Annotated in this window: 15 protein-coding genes, 1 pseudogene and 1 riboswitch; of the genes and pseudogenes, 8 read left to right on the top strand and 8 right to left on the bottom strand. The window is 70.7% G+C overall.

Features of this window, described 5'->3' with window-relative positions; genetic code table 11:
• Position 1 precedes the first annotated feature (1 nt).
• Entirely contained in the window at positions 2-961 is a 960-nt protein-coding gene (locus FGD71_RS13000) for an ABC transporter substrate-binding protein (protein WP_119100576.1), read from the top strand.
• Between the two features lie 33 nt (positions 962-994).
• Here FGD71_RS13000 and FGD71_RS12995 read toward each other — a convergent pair.
• The 3 genes and pseudogenes from FGD71_RS12995 to FGD71_RS12985 form a co-directional block, all read right to left on the bottom strand.
• A pseudogene (locus FGD71_RS12995) lies at positions 995-1,748 on the bottom strand (isocitrate lyase/PEP mutase family protein).
• The gene (locus FGD71_RS12990) at positions 1,742-2,188 is read right to left on the bottom strand and encodes a carboxymuconolactone decarboxylase family protein (protein ID WP_119100574.1); all 447 of its coding nucleotides are present in this window, start codon (positions 2,186-2,188) and stop codon (positions 1,742-1,744) included. The pseudogene FGD71_RS12995 and the gene FGD71_RS12990 overlap by 7 nt, the downstream one beginning before the upstream one ends.
• Complete coding sequence (locus FGD71_RS12985) at positions 2,185-2,694, bottom strand: carboxymuconolactone decarboxylase family protein (RefSeq protein ID WP_119100619.1); 510 nt, start codon at positions 2,692-2,694, stop codon at positions 2,185-2,187. Before FGD71_RS12985 ends, FGD71_RS12990 begins: the two co-directional genes overlap by 4 nt.
• 47 nt (positions 2,695-2,741) lie before the next feature.
• On the opposite strand from FGD71_RS12985, the gene pdxR reads away from it, so the two are divergent.
• The 5 genes from pdxR to FGD71_RS12960 all read left to right on the top strand — a co-directional run bounded on the left by pdxR (position 2,742) and on the right by FGD71_RS12960 (position 8,019).
• Positions 2,742-4,223: a MocR-like pyridoxine biosynthesis transcription factor PdxR gene (gene pdxR / locus FGD71_RS12980; RefSeq protein WP_119100573.1), complete on the top strand. Its 1,482-nt coding sequence runs from the start codon at positions 2,742-2,744 to the stop codon at positions 4,221-4,223.
• Positions 4,224-4,343: 120 nt separating this feature from the next.
• On the top strand, positions 4,344-4,895 hold the full coding sequence (locus FGD71_RS12975) for a SigE family RNA polymerase sigma factor (RefSeq protein ID WP_119100572.1): 552 nt from the start codon (positions 4,344-4,346) through the stop codon (positions 4,893-4,895).
• Complete coding sequence (locus FGD71_RS12970; RefSeq protein ID WP_119100571.1) at positions 4,892-6,247, top strand: outer membrane protein assembly factor BamB family protein; 1,356 nt, start codon at positions 4,892-4,894, stop codon at positions 6,245-6,247. Before FGD71_RS12975 ends, FGD71_RS12970 begins: the two co-directional genes overlap by 4 nt.
• 146 nt (positions 6,248-6,393) lie before the next feature.
• Positions 6,394-6,780 carry a hypothetical protein gene (locus tag FGD71_RS12965; protein ID WP_119100570.1) on the top strand — a complete coding sequence of 129 codons (387 nt, stop codon included), beginning with the start codon at positions 6,394-6,396 and terminating at the stop codon, positions 6,778-6,780.
• A 21-nt stretch (positions 6,781-6,801) separates the two neighbouring features.
• Positions 6,802-8,019: a glutathionylspermidine synthase family protein gene (locus FGD71_RS12960; protein ID WP_119100569.1), complete on the top strand. Its 1,218-nt coding sequence runs from the start codon at positions 6,802-6,804 to the stop codon at positions 8,017-8,019.
• Between the two features lie 15 nt (positions 8,020-8,034).
• Here the strand turns inward: FGD71_RS12960 and rocD are convergent, their stop codons facing one another.
• Complete coding sequence (gene rocD / locus FGD71_RS12955) at positions 8,035-9,240, bottom strand: ornithine--oxo-acid transaminase (RefSeq protein WP_119100568.1); 1,206 nt, start codon at positions 9,238-9,240, stop codon at positions 8,035-8,037.
• 132 nt (positions 9,241-9,372) lie between these two features.
• Positions 9,373-9,460, top strand: a riboswitch (ZMP/ZTP riboswitch).
• Positions 9,461-9,492: 32 nt separating this feature from the next.
• On the opposite strand from rocD, the gene FGD71_RS12950 reads away from it, so the two are divergent.
• The gene (locus FGD71_RS12950; protein WP_119100567.1) at positions 9,493-10,947 is read left to right on the top strand and encodes a glycine hydroxymethyltransferase; all 1,455 of its coding nucleotides are present in this window, start codon (positions 9,493-9,495) and stop codon (positions 10,945-10,947) included.
• A 450-nt stretch (positions 10,948-11,397) separates the two neighbouring features.
• On the opposite strand, the gene FGD71_RS12940 is transcribed toward FGD71_RS12950, so the two are convergent.
• The 4 genes from FGD71_RS12940 to FGD71_RS12925 all read right to left on the bottom strand — a co-directional run bounded on the left by FGD71_RS12940 (position 11,398) and on the right by FGD71_RS12925 (position 14,558).
• A complete protein-coding gene (locus FGD71_RS12940; protein ID WP_240436558.1) occupies positions 11,398-12,126 on the bottom strand; it encodes a hypothetical protein in 729 nt (242 codons plus the stop codon).
• Positions 12,127-12,197: 71 nt separating this feature from the next.
• Entirely contained in the window at positions 12,198-12,920 is a 723-nt protein-coding gene (locus FGD71_RS12935; protein ID WP_119100566.1) for a hypothetical protein, read from the bottom strand.
• Positions 12,921-13,051: 131 nt separating this feature from the next.
• Positions 13,052-13,969 carry a hypothetical protein gene (locus FGD71_RS12930; RefSeq protein WP_240436557.1) on the bottom strand — a complete coding sequence of 306 codons (918 nt, stop codon included), beginning with the start codon at positions 13,967-13,969 and terminating at the stop codon, positions 13,052-13,054.
• Positions 13,956-14,558, bottom strand: a complete 603-nt coding sequence (locus FGD71_RS12925) for an RNA polymerase sigma factor (protein ID WP_181359186.1) — start codon at positions 14,556-14,558, stop codon at positions 13,956-13,958. The genes FGD71_RS12930 and FGD71_RS12925 overlap by 14 nt, the downstream gene beginning before the upstream one ends.
• 99 nt (positions 14,559-14,657) lie before the next feature.
• On the opposite strand from FGD71_RS12925, the gene trpS reads away from it, so the two are divergent.
• Positions 14,658-15,671 carry a tryptophan--tRNA ligase gene (trpS, locus tag FGD71_RS12920; protein WP_119100564.1) on the top strand — a complete coding sequence of 338 codons (1,014 nt, stop codon included), beginning with the start codon at positions 14,658-14,660 and terminating at the stop codon, positions 15,669-15,671.
• Positions 15,672-15,837 lie beyond the last annotated feature (166 nt).

Raw genomic sequence — 15,837 nt, 5'->3', positions numbered from 1 at the left:
GATGCGTAGGAAGATGCTCTCGGCCGTTGCCGGTGTGTCCTCCCTGCTGGTGCTGACCGGTTGCGGGGCCGCCGACATGACCAAGCAGGCCTCGCCCTTCGCGGGCGTGGCCGGCTCCAAGACCGTCACCCTGTCCGTGCAGTCGTGGGTGGGCGCCCAGGCCAACGTGGCCGTCGCGCAGTACCTGCTGGAGCACGAGCTCGGCTATCGCGTGGACACCGTCCAGGTCGACGAGGTCCCCGCGTGGGACGCGCTCAGCCAGGGGCGGATCGACGCGATCCTGGAGGACTGGGGCCACCCGGACCAGGAGGCGCGGTACGTCAAGGACAAGAAGACGATCACGCCCGGCGGCGACCTCGGGGTCACCGGGCACATCGGCTGGTTCGTCCCGACGTACTTCGCCAAGCAGCACCCCGACGTCACGAACTGGAAGAACCTCAACAAGTACGCGGACCAGTTCCGTACGGCCGAGAGCGGCGGCAAGGGACAGCTGCTGGACGGCTCGCCCTCCTACGTGACGAACGACAAGGCGCTGGTGGCGAACCTGAACCTGGACTACCAGGTGGTGTTCGCGGGTTCGGAGGCGGCGCAGATCACCCAGATCAGGCAGTTCGCGAAGGAGAAGAAGCCCTTCCTCACGTACTGGTACAAACCGCAGTGGCTCTTCGAGAAGGTCCCCATGACCGAGGTGAAACTGCCCGCGTACAAGGAGGGCTGTGACGCCGACCCGGAGAAGGTCGCCTGCGCGTATCCGCACACCCCGCTGCAGAAGTACCTCAACTCGGACTTCGCCCGCGGTGGCGGCAAGGCGGCCGCGTTCCTGAAGAACTTCAAGTGGACGCTCGAGGACCAGAACGCGGTCTCCTTGATGATCGCCGACCAGAAGCTGACTCCCGAGGAGGCGGCGAAGAAGTGGGTGGGCAGCCACGAGTCGACGTGGAAGGCGTGGCTGCCCAAGTGACGCCCGGCGCGCGGCGTCCGACACCTGTGGCTGTCAGGCGTCGCGCAACGCGCGGGCGAAGCCGGCCAGCTCCTCGGCCGCCCACCGCTGCAGGCGCGGACCGAACGTCACCCGCATCGCCGCGAGTTCGCTCAGCCCCTCCAGCGCGGGGCCGTCGGGCCACGCGTACACGTTGACCGGGACCTCGATCCCGGCCCGCAACTGCGGAAGGACGTCGAGCGGCGCTCCGATCGGATACACGCACTCGGCGCCCGCCGCCACGTACAAGTCGGCCCGCTCGATGGCCCGTTCGGGGTCGGCGTCCCCGCACGAGAACGTGTCGACGCGTGCGTTGACGAACAACGCGTCGCCCGCGACGGCCCGCACCTCCGCGAGCCAGTCGGCATGCTCCCGGGGGTCCTTGAGGACCCCCGTCCGGGAGTCCTCGAGGTTGCAGCCGACGGCGCCCGTCTCCAGGAGCCGCTCCACCAGCTCCTTGGGCGCCAGGCCGTAGCCGTCCTCGACGTCCGCCGACACGGGCACGTCGACGGACCGCACGACGCGGGCGACCGCCGCGAACATCTCGTCGGCGGGCGTGGCCCCGTCCTCGTACCCGAGCGAGGCGGCGATCCCGGCGCTGGGCGTCGCGAGCGCCGGGAACCCGGCGGCCTCGAAGACCAGCGCGCTGATGGCGTCCCACGGGCCGGGCAGGACTGGGGGTGCCCCCACGCCGTTAAGGCAGTGGGGGAGGATCGCCCGGTGCACGGTCCTGGTGCAGCGTGCGGAAGACCTCGACCTTGCTCACCATGCGTGGCCCCCCGGCGGAACGCGCCGGCTGACCATCAGCCGGTTCCATCCGTTGATCACGGTGATCAGCCCGATGAGATGGGCGAGTTCGGCGTCGTCGAAGTGCCGCGCCGCCCGCTCGTACACCTCGTCGGGCACGAAGCCTTCCGTGAGCACCGTGACCGCTTCGGTCAGCGCGAGCGCGGCCCGCTCGCGCTCGCTGTAGAGGTCCTCCGCCTCCTCCCAGGCGTTCAGAAGCTCGACCTGTTTCTCGGCCACACCGTGCTTGCGGGCCAGTTCGAGGTGCATGTCGAGGCAGAACGCGCAGTGGTTGAGCTGGGAGGCGCGGATCTGCACCAGTTCGGCGAGCCCGGGGTCGCCCAGGCCCTTCTTCGCGGCGGCGCTCAGCGCGGCCATGGCCTTGCCGACCTCGGGGTCGAGGAGCTTCGTGCGAGCCGTCACTTGTGCTCGCCCGCCTGGTAGTGCCCCGCGACCATGCGGCAGGTCACGCCGAACCGGTTCCATGCGTTGATCACCGTGATCGCGGCGATCAGCTGCGCCAGCTCGGCCTCGTCGAAGCACTTGGCGGCCGCGTCGTACACCTCGTCGGGCACGAATCCGTCCGTGAGTACCGTGACCGCTTCGGTCAGCGCGAGCGCCGCGACTTCCTTCTCCGTGTAGAAGTGCCGCGACTCGTCCCATGCGCTGAGCTGGATGATCCGCTCGACGCTCTCGCCCGCCGCGAGCGCGTCCTTGGAGTGCATGTCGACGCAGAAGGCGCAGTGGTTGATCTGCGACGCGCGGATCTTCACCAGTTCCAGGAGCTTGGGGTCGACGCCCCGCCGGGCCGCCGTGTCGAGCCTGATCATGGCCTTGTAGACGTCGGGCGCGAGCTCGGCCCACGCGAGACGGGGGGTGTGTTCGGGGACGTACGAGGTGTCCTTGGCCGCGTTGTTCGTCGTAGTCATGTCCTCGACCCTACGGTCGGAGTAGCCCACGTATATGGTCCATTTCCATGGCGAAAACCTGGGCCACTCTGGGCGTCGATCTGCATCTCGACCTGAGCGGCGCCCGTGTGCGCCGAGGACTCACGGACGCCTTGCGCGAGGCTGTGCGGGGCGGACGTCTCGCACCGGGGACGCGGCTGCCGTCCTCGCGGTCGCTCGCCGCCGACCTGGGGATTGCGCGCAACACCGTCGCCGACGCGTACGCCGATCTCGTCGCCGAGGGCTGGCTCACCGCGCGCCAGGGTTCGGGCACGCGGGTCGCACCACGGGCCGTGGTGGCGGCGCCGGACTCGGCTACGGCGTCCCGGCCGCGCTCGCCCCGCGGGCCGACGCACAACCTCGAACCCGGCAACCCCGACCTCGCCTCCTTCCCCCGAGCCGAGTGGCTCAAGTCGGCCCGCCGCGCGCTGTCCGCGGCACCCTACGACGCCCTCGGCTACGGCGACCCACGGGGCCGCGTCGAACTCCGCACCGCACTCGCCGCCTACCTCGCCCGCGCCCGCGGCGTACGCACCGACCCCGACCGCATCGTCATCTGCTCCGGCTTCGTGCACGGCCTGCGGCTGCTCGGTGCCGTACTGCGGCAACGAGGGCTGCGCTCGCTCGCCGTGGAGTCGTACGGGCTCGATCTGCACTGGCAGGTCGCGGAGGCGGCGGGGTTGCGGACGGTACCGCTGCCGTTCGACGAACGCGGCACGTGCACCGGAGACTTGGCTGGAGCTGGAGCTGGAGCTGGAGCTGGAGCTGGAGCGGCGTGGCAGCCCGTGGGGGCGGCGACGGGTGCGCGCGCGGACGCCTTGGCCGGCGTACGGGCGGTCCTGCTCACGCCCTCTCACCAGTTCCCGATGGGCGTGCTGTTGCAGCCCGACCGGCGGGCCGCCGTCGTGGACTGGGCGCGGCGCACCGGCGGGCTGATCATGGAGGACGACTACGACGGGGAGTTCCGCTACGACCGCCAGCCGGTGGGCGCGCTCCAGGGCCTCGACCCCGACCGCGTCGTGTACGTGGGTACCGCGAGCAAGTCCCTGGCGCCGGGGCTACGGCTCGGCTGGCTGGTCCTGCCGCCTTCGCTGGTACCGGAGGTCCTGGCGGCGAAGGGCGCCACGGACTGGTCGTGCGGGGTCCTGGACCAGCTCACCCTGGCGGAGTTCATCGCCTCGGGTGCCTACGACCGTCACGTCCGCGCGTCCCGCCTCCGCTATCGCCGCCGTCGTGACCAACTCGTCGCGGCGCTCGCCTCCCACGCCCCGTCGGTACGCGCCACCGGCATCGCGGCCGGCCTCCACGCCGTCCTCCAACTCCCGCCCGGCACCGAGCGGTCGGTGGTCCAGGCGGCGACCTGGCAGGGCCTGCTGCTGCACGGACTGACCCGCTACCGCCACGCGGACGCCGCCACCGAGCCGTCGGACGCCCTGGTCGTGGGCTACGGCACACCCGCGGACCACGCCTGGTCGGGGGCGCTGGACGCCCTGTGCAGAGTGCTCCCCTGAGGCGTGTCGCGGGACCTCCGGTGAGGACTCGGTGGCGGAGCGGAGACACAATCTCGCCCGCTGAGGGATAGCCGCGGGCGGCTCATCGCGTCGTGATGGTTGCAGAGAAGGGGAGGGTCGATGGAGGCCTTGAGTCACGACGAGTTCCGGGAGTTCGTAGCGATGCGCTCCACCGCGTTGCTGCAGCTCGCGGTGCTGCTCACCGGCGGGGACCGGCATGCCGCGGAGGATCTGCTGCAGATTGCGCTGATGAAGGCCTACGGGCGCTGGGCGCACATCGAGCAGCCCGAGGCGTATGTCCGCCAGGTCATGTACCGCCAGCAGGTCAATCGCTGGCGGCTGCGCAGGCACCGCGCCGAGACGACGGTGCCCGTACTGCCCGAGTCCGGCACGGACGCCGACGCCGGGTCGGACTCCGAGTTGCGGATCGCGCTGTGGGCGGCGCTCGGTCGTCTGACGAAGCGGCAGCGCGCGGTGGTCGTGCTGCGCTACTTCGAGGACCTGCCGGAGGCCGAGGTCGCGGCGCTGCTGAGGTGCCCGGTCGGCACGGTGCGCAGTACGGCGCACCGGTCGCTCGCCAAGCTCCGGGTGCTCGTACCGGAGCTCGGGCCCGAAGGGCATGCGGAACCGGTGAAGCCGCTCAGCTATACCTCGAAGGGGATCCAGGGATGACGACGGAGCAGGTGGAGCAGAAGGTCCGGGAGACGCTGCACGCGGTCGCCCTGGACCAGGTGCGGGCGCCCGGGGACCTGGCCGAGAAGGTGGTGCGGCGGCGCAGCCGGCGCCGTTTCTCGCAGGCCGCGGGGGCGGCGGTGGCCGTTGCCGCGATCACCGTGGGGGCGGTGTTCGGCTTCGGGGGCGGCGGTACGGCCGAGCAGGACCGGCCCGCGCGGCCGGCGACGTCGCCGGAGGGCTGGAAGCCGTGGCAGAGCGGCGCCCCGGGCGCCAGCGAGCGGGGCTGCCTGGTGGACGGTTCCGCCCTGTACTGCAGCGGGTCCAAGTACGACGCCGCGAAGTTCGACGCCAACACCGGCGAGCGGCTGTGGACCGTCAAGGTCAATCGCGAAGGCGACGGGCCTGACCACGCGTTCGCCGTGCGCGACGGCGTGGTCTACGCCTACCGCAACCACACCGCGAAGAACCAGCCGAACGGGGACTACGCGGGCGGCACCGATCTGATGGCGGTGGACGCCGGCACCGGCGATGTGCTGTGGACGGTCGAGATGCCGCAGGACGACCGCACCGACCAGGCCGCCATGCTCATCGACGGCGCGGTGCTGGCGAACACCCCGTCGCTTCGCGCGATGTCGGCCCTCGATCCGCTGACCGGCAAGGAGAAATGGCGCCACACCTGGGACAAGGGCATCGTGTGCCAACGGGCGGTGCTGAGCGGTGTGCCCTATCTCCTGTGCGCGCGGGACGCCGAGGAACCGGACGACACCGACGTCTTCCGTCTCGATCCGGCCACCGGAAGTGCCAAGAAGGTCACGACCATCCCCGGCAGGCCGCAACTCATCGGGACCTCGGGGGACCGGATGGTCCTGATCGAAGCGAAGGACGCGGCCCGCAAGGACCTGCGGCTGACCACCATCAGCAGCGCCGGGAAGCAGACCTCACACCCCTATCGGGTCGAGGGGGCGATGGCCGCCTCGGAGGTCATCGGTGATCGTTTGATCTCCGTATCCTGGAAGGGCAAGGCCTCGGCCTACTCGCTGACCACGGGAAAGACCCTGTGGACCAGCCCGGTGGGCGTCAAGATGCCCGACAGGGACACGGTGCTGGGCATCGCGTCTCCCGTGGTGTCGGCGGGGCAGGGGGTCGTGTACTTCCTCAGCCCGACCGGAGATCTGTCCGGCCTCGACCTGCGCACGGGTGAGCAGGTCTGGCGCGGTCACGTCGACATCAGCAAGCCGGGGCCGGGGCCCGTCTACAGGGAATCGCCCCAACTCCTGCTCTACGAGGATGTGCTGGTCGCCCGGGACGGCAGCAAGATCGTCTCCCTTCTGCCCCGGACCGGCGGCTGACCCGAAGGCCCCCAGGCCGGGGCGGCACCCCGCCCCGGCCTGCCATGCCCTCGGGACAGGCCCTGGGACCCGATTTCGGCAGCCGGGACCATGATCTATAGGCTGGTGGCCAGAAGTTGATGGTGAACGGTCACGGGGGAGCGGACATGGCGGACTCACGACGGCAACTGCGTTCGGGCACGGTGGTACTCGGCGGCATGGGGCTGCTGGCGGCGGCACTCACGGCCTGCTCGTCGGACCCCGACAAGCGCTGCGTCGACCGGGACAGCTACACCCTCGACAAGGGCTACAAGGTCGTCTCTGACAAGAACTGCAAGACGACCGGCTCCAGCAGCCGCAAGAGCCGCAAGATCTCCTCCGACACCGACGCCTGGTACTACGGCGGCGAGGAGAGCAAGGGCTGGGTCGACGGCGGCTCCTTCACCAAGTCCTCCGACGGCTCGGGCAGTTCCGGCGGCTCCGGCGGTTCGAGCAGCGGAGGCGTGGACCGCGGCGGCTTCGGCAGCGGCGACGGCGGCAGCTCCGGCGGCTGAATCCCTGAGACAGCGACCGCCATGGAACGCCGCGTCATCCACCCCCGCCCTGGCTGGCAGCAGACCGTCGAGGAGCAGGGCCTCATCTATCCGCTGACCCGCTACCCGGACAACTCCCTGCGTCCGTACTGGGACGAGTCCGCGTACTACGTCTTCTCGCTGCCCGAGGTCGAGGCCCTGGAGGAGGTCGTCGAGGAACTGCACCGCATGTGCCTGGCCGCCGCCGCGCACATCGTCGAGCAGGACCGCTTCGCGGACCTCGGCATCACCGACGCCCACCTCGTCGAACTCGTCGCGGAGGCCTGGCACCGCCGCGCCGAACTCCCGTCCCTCTACGGCCGGTTCGACCTTCGCTACGACGGCACCGGCCCCGCGAAACTCCTGGAGTACAACGCCGATACGCCGACCTCGCTGGTCGAGGCCGCCAGCCCCCAGTGGTTCTGGATGGAGGACCGCTTCCCCGGCGCCGACCAGTGGAACTCCCTCCACGAACGCCTCATCGACGCCTGGAAGAAGCAGTCCGCCCTCCTCCCGCCGGGCAGCCCCCTCTACTTCGCGCACTCGGCCGCCGACGAACTCGGCGAGGACCTGATGACCGTCGCGTATCTGAAGGAGACCGCGGAACAGGCCGGGCTGGACACCGACTGGATCTCCATGGAGGAGATCGGCTGGGACCGCCTCTCCGGCCGCTTCGTCGACAAGCAACTCCGCTTCATCCGCAGCTGCTTCAAGCTCTACCCGTGGGAGTGGCTGACCACCGACCGCTTCGGTGAGCACGTCCTGGACACCCTCGACAACGGCGGCGGCACGGGCACGACGATGTGGATCGAGCCCGCCTGGAAGATGCTCCTCTCCAACAAGGCCCTCCTCGCCATCCTGTGGGAGCTCTACCCGGACCACCCGAACCTCCTCCCCGCCTACCTCGACGGCCCACGGGAGCTGGCGACCACGACGGGGTACGTCGCCAAGCCCCTCCTCGGCCGCGAGGGCGCGGGGGTGACCGTGCACGAGCCGGGCGAACCGGGCACCGCTCCCGTCGCCGCCGAGGCCATGCCGTCAGGCACACGCGAAGAGCCCTGCTGCTACCAGGAGTTGGCCCCACTCCCGTCCTTCGACGGCAACCGTGTCGTCCTCGGCACCTGGGTCGTCGAGAACGAGTCGGCCGGCCTCGGCATCCGCGAGTCCTCCGGACTGGTCACGGACGAGTACGCCCGCTTTCTGCCGCACGTGATCCTTTGAGGCTCCGGGGCCGGCTCAGTCCTGCAGTACGGCCCCGAGCTGTGCGAGCCCCCAGTCCAGGTCCTCCTCGCTGATCACCAGCGGCGGAGAGATCCGGATCGTGACGCCGTGGGTGTCCTTGACCAGCACACCCCGGTCCATCAGCTTCTCGGAGACCTCCCGGCCCGTCCCGTACGCCGGGGCGATGTCGATCCCCGCCCACAGGCCCCGCCCGCGCACCTGCGTCACCCTGCCCGTATCGCACAACCGCCCCAGCTCACGGTGCAGCCGCTCACCCAGCTTCGCCGCCCGCGCCTGGAACTCGCCGGACCGCAGCATGGCGATGACCTCCAGCGCCACCGCGCAGGCCAGCGGGTTCCCCCCGAACGTCGAACCGTGCTCGCCCGGCCGGAACACGCCCAGTACCTCGGCCGACGAGACCACCGCCGACACCGGCACCACGCCGCCCCCGAGCGCCTTGCCCAGCACATACATGTCCGGCACCACGCCCTCGTGCTCACACGCGAACGTGCGCCCCGTCCGGCCCAGCCCCGACTGGATCTCGTCCGCCACGAACAGCACGTTCCGCTCGCGCGTCAACTCCCGTACGCCCGCGAGATAACCGGCCGGCGGCACCAGCACCCCCGCCTCGCCCTGGATCGGCTCCAGCAGCACGGCGACCGCGTTCTCCGTGAGCGCCTCGCGCATCGCGGTCAGATCCCCGTACGGCACGATCTCGAAGCCCGGTGTGTACGGCCCGAAGTCCGCCCGCGCCTCCGCGTCCGTGGAGAAGCTGATGATCGTCGTCGTACGCCCGTGGAAGTTGTCGCCCGCCACGACGATCTTCGCCATCCGGTCGGGCACGCCCTTGACCCGGTACCCCCACTTCCGCGCGGTCTTCACGGCCGACTCGACCGCCTCCGCGCCCGTGTTCATCGGCATGACCGTCTCCATGCCGCACAGCTCGGCCAGTTCGGTGCAGAAGGCGGCGAACCGGTCGTGATGGAACGCCCGCGACGTCAGCGTCACCCGCTCCAGCTGCGCTCGGGCCGCGTCGATCAGCCGGCGGTTGCCGTGTCCGAAATTGAGCGCCGAGTAACCGGCCAGCAGATCGAGAAAGCGGCGCCCCTCGACATCCGTCATCCAGGCCCCGTCCGCCGTGGCCACGACGACCGGCAGCGGGTGGTAGGTGTGCGCGCTGTGCGCCTCGGCCGAGGCGATCAGCCGCTCCGTAGCGGTCACGGGATCTCCGTTTCTCACGGCACCGGGCGGATGTGGCCCCTCACCCCTATCGTCGCTCGCATGGTGGACCGGGCGACATCGAGCCGCGGCGACCGCCGCGTGGCCGGTCATCCGGCGCGCCCGGTAGGCTGCTGGGCGGGCCGTGACTGGCGCGCTGGGATGGGACCAACCATCGGGGAGCGGCCCGAGCAAACATGTGCCGTGCGCCTGGGCCGTACCGTGAACGCTGAACGCCACGTCCGGAGGTCCCCCATGTCTGCCAACTCTGCGCCTGTCTCCACCGAATCCACCGCCTTCCGCAGCGCCCTCGACGTGATCCGTGCCGTCGAGCCCCGGGTGGCCGACGCCATCGGCCAGGAGGTCGCCGACCAGCGCGAGATGCTCAAGCTGATCGCCTCCGAGAACTATGCTTCTCCGGCCACGCTCCTTGCCATGGGCAACTGGTTCAGCGACAAGTACGCCGAAGGCACCATCGGCCGCCGCTTCTACGCCGGCTGCCGCAACGTCGACACCGTCGAAGCCCTCGCCGCCGAGCACGCCCGGGAACTCTTCGGCGCCCGGCACGCCTACGCGCAGCCGCACTCCGGCATCGACGCCAACCTCGTCGCCTTCTGGGCCGTCCTCGCCCAGCGCGTCGAGGCCCCCGCCCTGGAGCGGGCCGGTGTCCGCAACGTCAACGACCTCTCCGAGGCCGACTGGGCCGAGCTGCGCCAGGCCTTCGGCAACCAGCGCATGCTCGGCATGTCCCTGGACGCCGGCGGCCACCTCACCCACGGCTTCCGCCCGAACATCTCCGGCAAGATGTTCGACCAGCGTTCTTACGGCACCGACCCCGCCACCGGTCTCATCGACTACGAGGCCCTGCGTGTCTCCGCTCGCGAGTTCAAGCCCCTGATCATCGTCGCCGGCTACTCGGCGTACCCCCGCCTGGTGAACTTCCGGATCATGCGGGAGATCGCCGACGAGGTCGGCGCGACCCTGATGGTCGACATGGCACACTTCGCCGGCCTCGTCGCCGGCAAGGTCCTCACCGGCGACTTCGACCCGGTCCCGCACGCCCAGATCGTCACCACGACCACGCACAAGTCGCTGCGCGGCCCGCGCGGCGGCATGGTCCTGTGCGACGACTCCCTCAAGGACCAGGTCGACCGCGGCTGCCCGATGGTTCTCGGCGGTCCCCTTCCGCATGTCATGGCCGCCAAGGCCGTCGCGCTCGCCGAGGCCCGCCGCCCCGAGTTCCGCGACTACGCGCAGGCCGTCGTCGACAACTCCCGCGCCCTCGCCGAGGGCCTGATGCGGCGCGGCGCCACGCTGGTCACCGGCGGCTCCGACAACCACCTCAACCTGATCGACGTCGCCTCCTCCTACGGCCTCACCGGCCGCCAGGCCGAGACGGCCCTGCTCGACTCGGGCATCGTCACCAACCGCAACGCCATCCCCGCCGACCCCAACGGCGCCTGGTACACCTCCGGCATCCGCATCGGCACGCCGGCCCTCACCACGCGTGGCCTGGGCACCGCCGAGATGGACGAGATCGCCTCCCTGATCGACCGGGTCCTCACCACCGCCGAGCCGGGCACCACCGCGAAGGGCGCCCCCTCCAAGGCCCAGCACATCCTGGACCCGAAGATCGCGGACGAGATCTCCCACCGGGCCACCGACCTGCTGGCCGGCTTCCCGCTGTACCCGGAGATCGACCTCGGCTGAGGCGCCGGTCGCCGACTGAGGCACGGGGCCGGCTGCCGCCTCGCCCCGGCCTCGCCCAGCGGACCCCGGCTCCCGGCCTCGCCCAGCGGCCTCGTGTCGGCCCCGGCTCCTGGTCCTCGCACCGGGACCCGGACCCGGACCCGGACCCAGGGATGTGGCGTGGCCGAGACGGACGCGGCGGTCGGCCATGTGGGTCCCGACCATCACCCCGCCAGGCCGGAGACCACTTCCGAGGCGGGTCCCCGGCCCAGGACCTCCCGGGGCTCGGCCACCCGGCCCGGCCGAGCCGGGCCGGGTACGGGCACCCCCCGAGCCGGCTCCGCGTGCCGGGCGTCGTTGAGCCCAGGCATGGGGTCTGTCCGGCCGGACAGCATGGCCCGGCTCGCCGTAGGAGGCCCTGGGCCCGCACCGAGGGCATGCCCCAAGGCGCAGGCCCGCAGCCGCTCGGTCTCAGAGGTCGATCAGCTCCTGTCGCGGCTCCTTCGGCGGCCTTGGTTCGCGCTGGGCCGCCGCGCCGTGCATGACGCGGCGTATCAGCCGGGTGCCGCCGGAGCCGAGCGCGAGGCCCGCCGCGAGTCCCGGTATCGCCCACCACGCACCGGCCAGCGGGTCCGACTTCCCGTCCTCCGTGGGGGCGGGCCCGAACAGCTCCCTCCTCTCGAGCTGGTCGAAGACCGAGCGCGGGGCCCGATGCCAGCGGATGTCGTCGTCGTTCACGTCCACCGACGGGTCGGTCCGCACCCAGGGGGTGCCGTCCTCCGCTCGAAACACCTGGTCCTGGCGTCCCATATAGACGTCGCCCCGGGGCGGACTGTCGGTCTCCGGCCAGCCGCCGACACCGGTCAATCCCCACAGCACGGTGGCCCGCACGGGCGGATGGCGGCCGTCGATCCAGTCCTCCGGCACCTCCTCCGTGTCCGTGTACGAGGGCGCCAACAACTTCCAGAGCCGGGCGAAGTCCTGCTCCCCGGAACGCACGCTGGTCGTCCGTCCCGTGCCGTTGGCTATGACCACCGCCAGATCCGGGGCGTCGGGGTCCACCTCAGCGGGCGCGGCAGCGTGTGCCGGGGACACACCGAGTCCGGCGAGCACGACCGCGGCGAGCACCGCAGCGGCAAGCGTCTCGACGGCGAGAAACACGCCCCGGGCCGCCCTGGCCCGTCCAGCCGGCTCCTTCATGAGATCCCCCTCATTGACATTCCCCCCTCACGAGTCCCGCTCCCCGCATGAGCTCGTCGGCACATCCCGCCTCAGACGTCCCTCAGCTCTTGCCGAGGGCCGGCTTCCCGTTTCCGCCACCACCCCACAGGCCCCGCCCCCGACAGCCGCACGGCGACCGGCCGCAGCATCAGCGCCAGCGTGGCTCCGGCCGCCAGCCCCGGTATCGCCCACCACCAGTCGGTCCCGTCGCCCGCTCCCGTGGCGGGCGTTCCTGCCGGCGCGGCGGCAGAGATGTCGCCGGAGGGCTGCTCGGGCCCCGAATCCGGGTTCGTCCCCTTGGGGTGCTTGCTCATGACGCCGAGATCGGTGAGCAGGGCCCGGAGCTCGTCCGAGTTCTTCGCCTGGTGCCAGATCTCCTTCGAAGGCTCCGACGTACCAAGATCCATTTTGAGCTGCGTGAGGATCCAGACGCTCCGGGATCCGGCCACGTCGGGGTGGATCATGTCCACTCGCCAGGGGGTGACGTCATGGATCATCCACGTGACATTGATGCGGCGGCCGATGAAGTCGGGCTCCGGCGGCTTCTCCTTCGAGCTGTCGAGGCCGCGGCCCGGATCGGCAAGCAGTAGGTCGCTCAGACGCATGTACTCCTGCTCGCTGTTGTACAGCGACGCCGTCTCCCCGCTGTTGGGTGAGACCAGCAGCACACTCGTCGGCCCACCCGCCACCGCAGCCGGCGCCCCCGTCACCAGCAGAGCGAGCGCTGCCGCCAACGCCCCGGCCGCCGCCGCAAGTTCACGAACGCTTCGCATCGGACCCCCAGTCGGTGCCGGGTGCGGCCCGTCCGCACCTCGTCACTTCTGGTACACCGCTCGACCCGTCGAGGTTCCCACTCGGTCCTCGCCCGTTCGGACCGATCCATGCGCCACCAGTTCCGCCTGCTTCATGGACTCCCGCTCCTCACGGACTCCGCGATCTCCAGCGCCCGCGGCTGTGACGCCACTCCCTCAAGCCGCAGCGTCACCTCACTCCAGTGCGTCCACAGCAGCGTCGGCCCCGCCGTGCGGACCGTCCTGGCGTACTCGCGGCCCCGGTCGTCGACCAGGGCGAGTTCCAGGCGGTGGGGCTCGGCGAACCACAGGCCCGAGTCGCCGCTCACCGTGACCGGTTTGTGCGGTGCCGTCGTCGACTTCCAGAACAGCGGTGAGAGCTTCGCCCGGAACTGGTCGAGCCGTATCACCTCGCCGTCCCCGTCGCGCCAGCACACCGACAGGACCCGGCGGTCCCCCGACACCTGCGCGGCCGCCGGCCGTCCCAACTCCCGTGGCAGCAGCGGCTCGAACCCCGCCTTCCGCGCCGCGTCGGCCACGCCGAGGCCCTCCTCGCAGCCCGGCACCGGAGACGGCGAAGGGGGCGGCGCCGACGGGTCGTACCGCACCTCGACCCCGAAGAAGTCGAACCAGTCGATGACCGCGGCCCGCACCGGAGGCGTGAGCACCAGCACCGTCAGCAGCCCGCACAGCGCCGCGACAAGCGAGCGACGGCGCAGCCGCGCCCACCTTCGCATCGCCCGGACCCTGGCGCGGGGCCCCGGCGGCTCGGCCACCGGGACCGGCACCCGCTCCGCGAGTATCTGCTCAAGCACCCGCTCGACCATCGACTCGGTCCCGCTCGCACCTGGCGGATCCATCGACCGCCCGAGCGCGCGCAGCTCCTCGGGCAGCCGGGAGGCGCCCGCGCTCCGGCGCTCGCCGCCGCCTCCGGACGACCGACGCGCACCCCCGGGCTCTCGGGACTCCCCGGGCGCACGACCGCCCGAAGACTCCGCGCCCCCGTTCTCGTACGACTCATTCATGCTCATCACCTCCTTCCCGCGGCTGGAAACCGGGCAGCAACCGCTCCAGCTTGCGCAACGCACGATTGAGCCGGGACTTGACCGTCCCGCGTGGCCAGCCCAGGGCCTGGGCCGTTTCCGGCTCGTCCATCTCCAGCAGATAGCGGTAGGTGACGACCAGCCGATGCTCCTCGCTCAGCTCTTCCAGCGCGCCCAGCAGGGCCACGCGGCGCTCTGTCTCCAGCGCGGCGACAGCCGGGTCCGCCGATTCCCGTATCAGCGGATCGGACCCGACCAGTGCCGCCTCCCGGTCGGCCAGCGTCTGTCGGCGGCCCGCCGCCCGCACTGTGTTCCTCGTCTCATTGGCGACGATCGACAGCAGCCACGGCCGGAACGCCGTGCCGTCCCGAAAGCGCCCCAGGGAGCAGTACGCCTTGAAGAAGGCCTGCTGCACCACGTCCTCCGCGTCCGCACCCGCTCCGAGCGCGCGGGCCGCCCTGAGCGCGATGCCCGTGTGGGCGCGCACCAGGTAGGCGTACGCCTCCGGCTCTCCGGCGCGTACGCGTGCGATCACCGCGGCCTCATCGACGATGCGGTCCCCCTCCCGCGTTTTCACACTCTTGCTACACCGCCGGAGGCCGATCGGTTCCCACCTGTGTCACATCTGTTTCCGACCAGTTCCGGAGCGGGTCCCGGCACCTGAGAGAATGAGGCCATGGCCTCTGATCGACCTCGCGTGCTCTCCGGAATCCAGCCCACCGCAGGCTCGTTCCACCTCGGCAACTACCTCGGCGCCGTCCGCCAGTGGGTGGCCCTGCAGGAGACCCACGACGCGTTCTACATGGTCGTCGACCTGCACGCGATCACGCTTCCGCAGGACCCGGCGGACCTGCGCTCCAACACCCGGCTCGCCGCGGCCCAGCTGCTGGCCGCCGGCCTCGACCCGGAGCGTTGCACGCTCTTCGTCCAGAGCCATGTGCCCGAGCACGCGCAGCTCGCCTGGATCATGAACTGTCTCACCGGCTTCGGTGAGGCCTCCCGCATGACCCAGTTCAAGGACAAGTCCGCCAGGCAGGGGACGGAGCGCGCCTCCGTCGGCCTCTTCACGTACCCGATCCTGCAGGTCGCGGACATCCTGCTGTACCGGGCCAACGAGGTCCCGGTCGGTGAGGACCAGCGCCAGCACATCGAGCTCACGCGTGACCTCGCCGAGCGCTTCAACGGCCGCTTCGGACAGACGTTCACGGTCCCGGCGCCGTACATCCTCAAGGAGACGGCGAAGATCTACGACCTTCAGGACCCGTCGATCAAGATGAGCAAGTCGGCCTCGACTCCGAAGGGCCTCATCAACCTCCTCGACGAGCCCAAAGCCACCGCCAAGAAGGTCAAGAGCGCGGTCACCGACACGGAGACCGTCATCAGGTATGACACCGAGCACAAGCCGGGTATCAGCAACCTGCTGACCATCTACTCGACCCTCACCGGCACCGGTATCGCGGAACTGGAGCAGAAGTACGCGGGCAAGGGCTACGGTGCGCTCAAGACGGACCTCGCCGAGGTCATGGTCGACTTCGTGACGCCGTTCCGGGAGCGCACCCAGCAGTATCTGGACGACCCGGAGACGCTCGACTCGATTCTGGCCAAGGGCGCGGAGAAGGCGCGTGCCGTCGCCGCGGAGACGCTCTCCCAGGCGTACGACAGGGTGGGCTTCCTGCCCGCCAAGCACTGACCCGGGCACTGATACCGGCATCGGGCCGACCGCCGTACAGTCGTAGGCCGTACGGAAACAGCGGACACACAGGACCGACCGCCGCCCCTGCCCGCCAGGAACGCGCAGAAACGCCAGAACACCACAGCGTCACAACGCCAGAACACGACAACGCCAGAACACCACA

The sequence above is a fragment of the Streptomyces sporangiiformans genome (assembly GCF_005768555.2).
GTDB lineage: Bacteria > Actinomycetota > Actinomycetes > Streptomycetales > Streptomycetaceae > Streptomyces > Streptomyces sporangiiformans.
The sequence above is the reverse complement of the archived record's forward strand: the minus strand, read 5'-3'. Positions and strand labels throughout refer to the sequence as shown.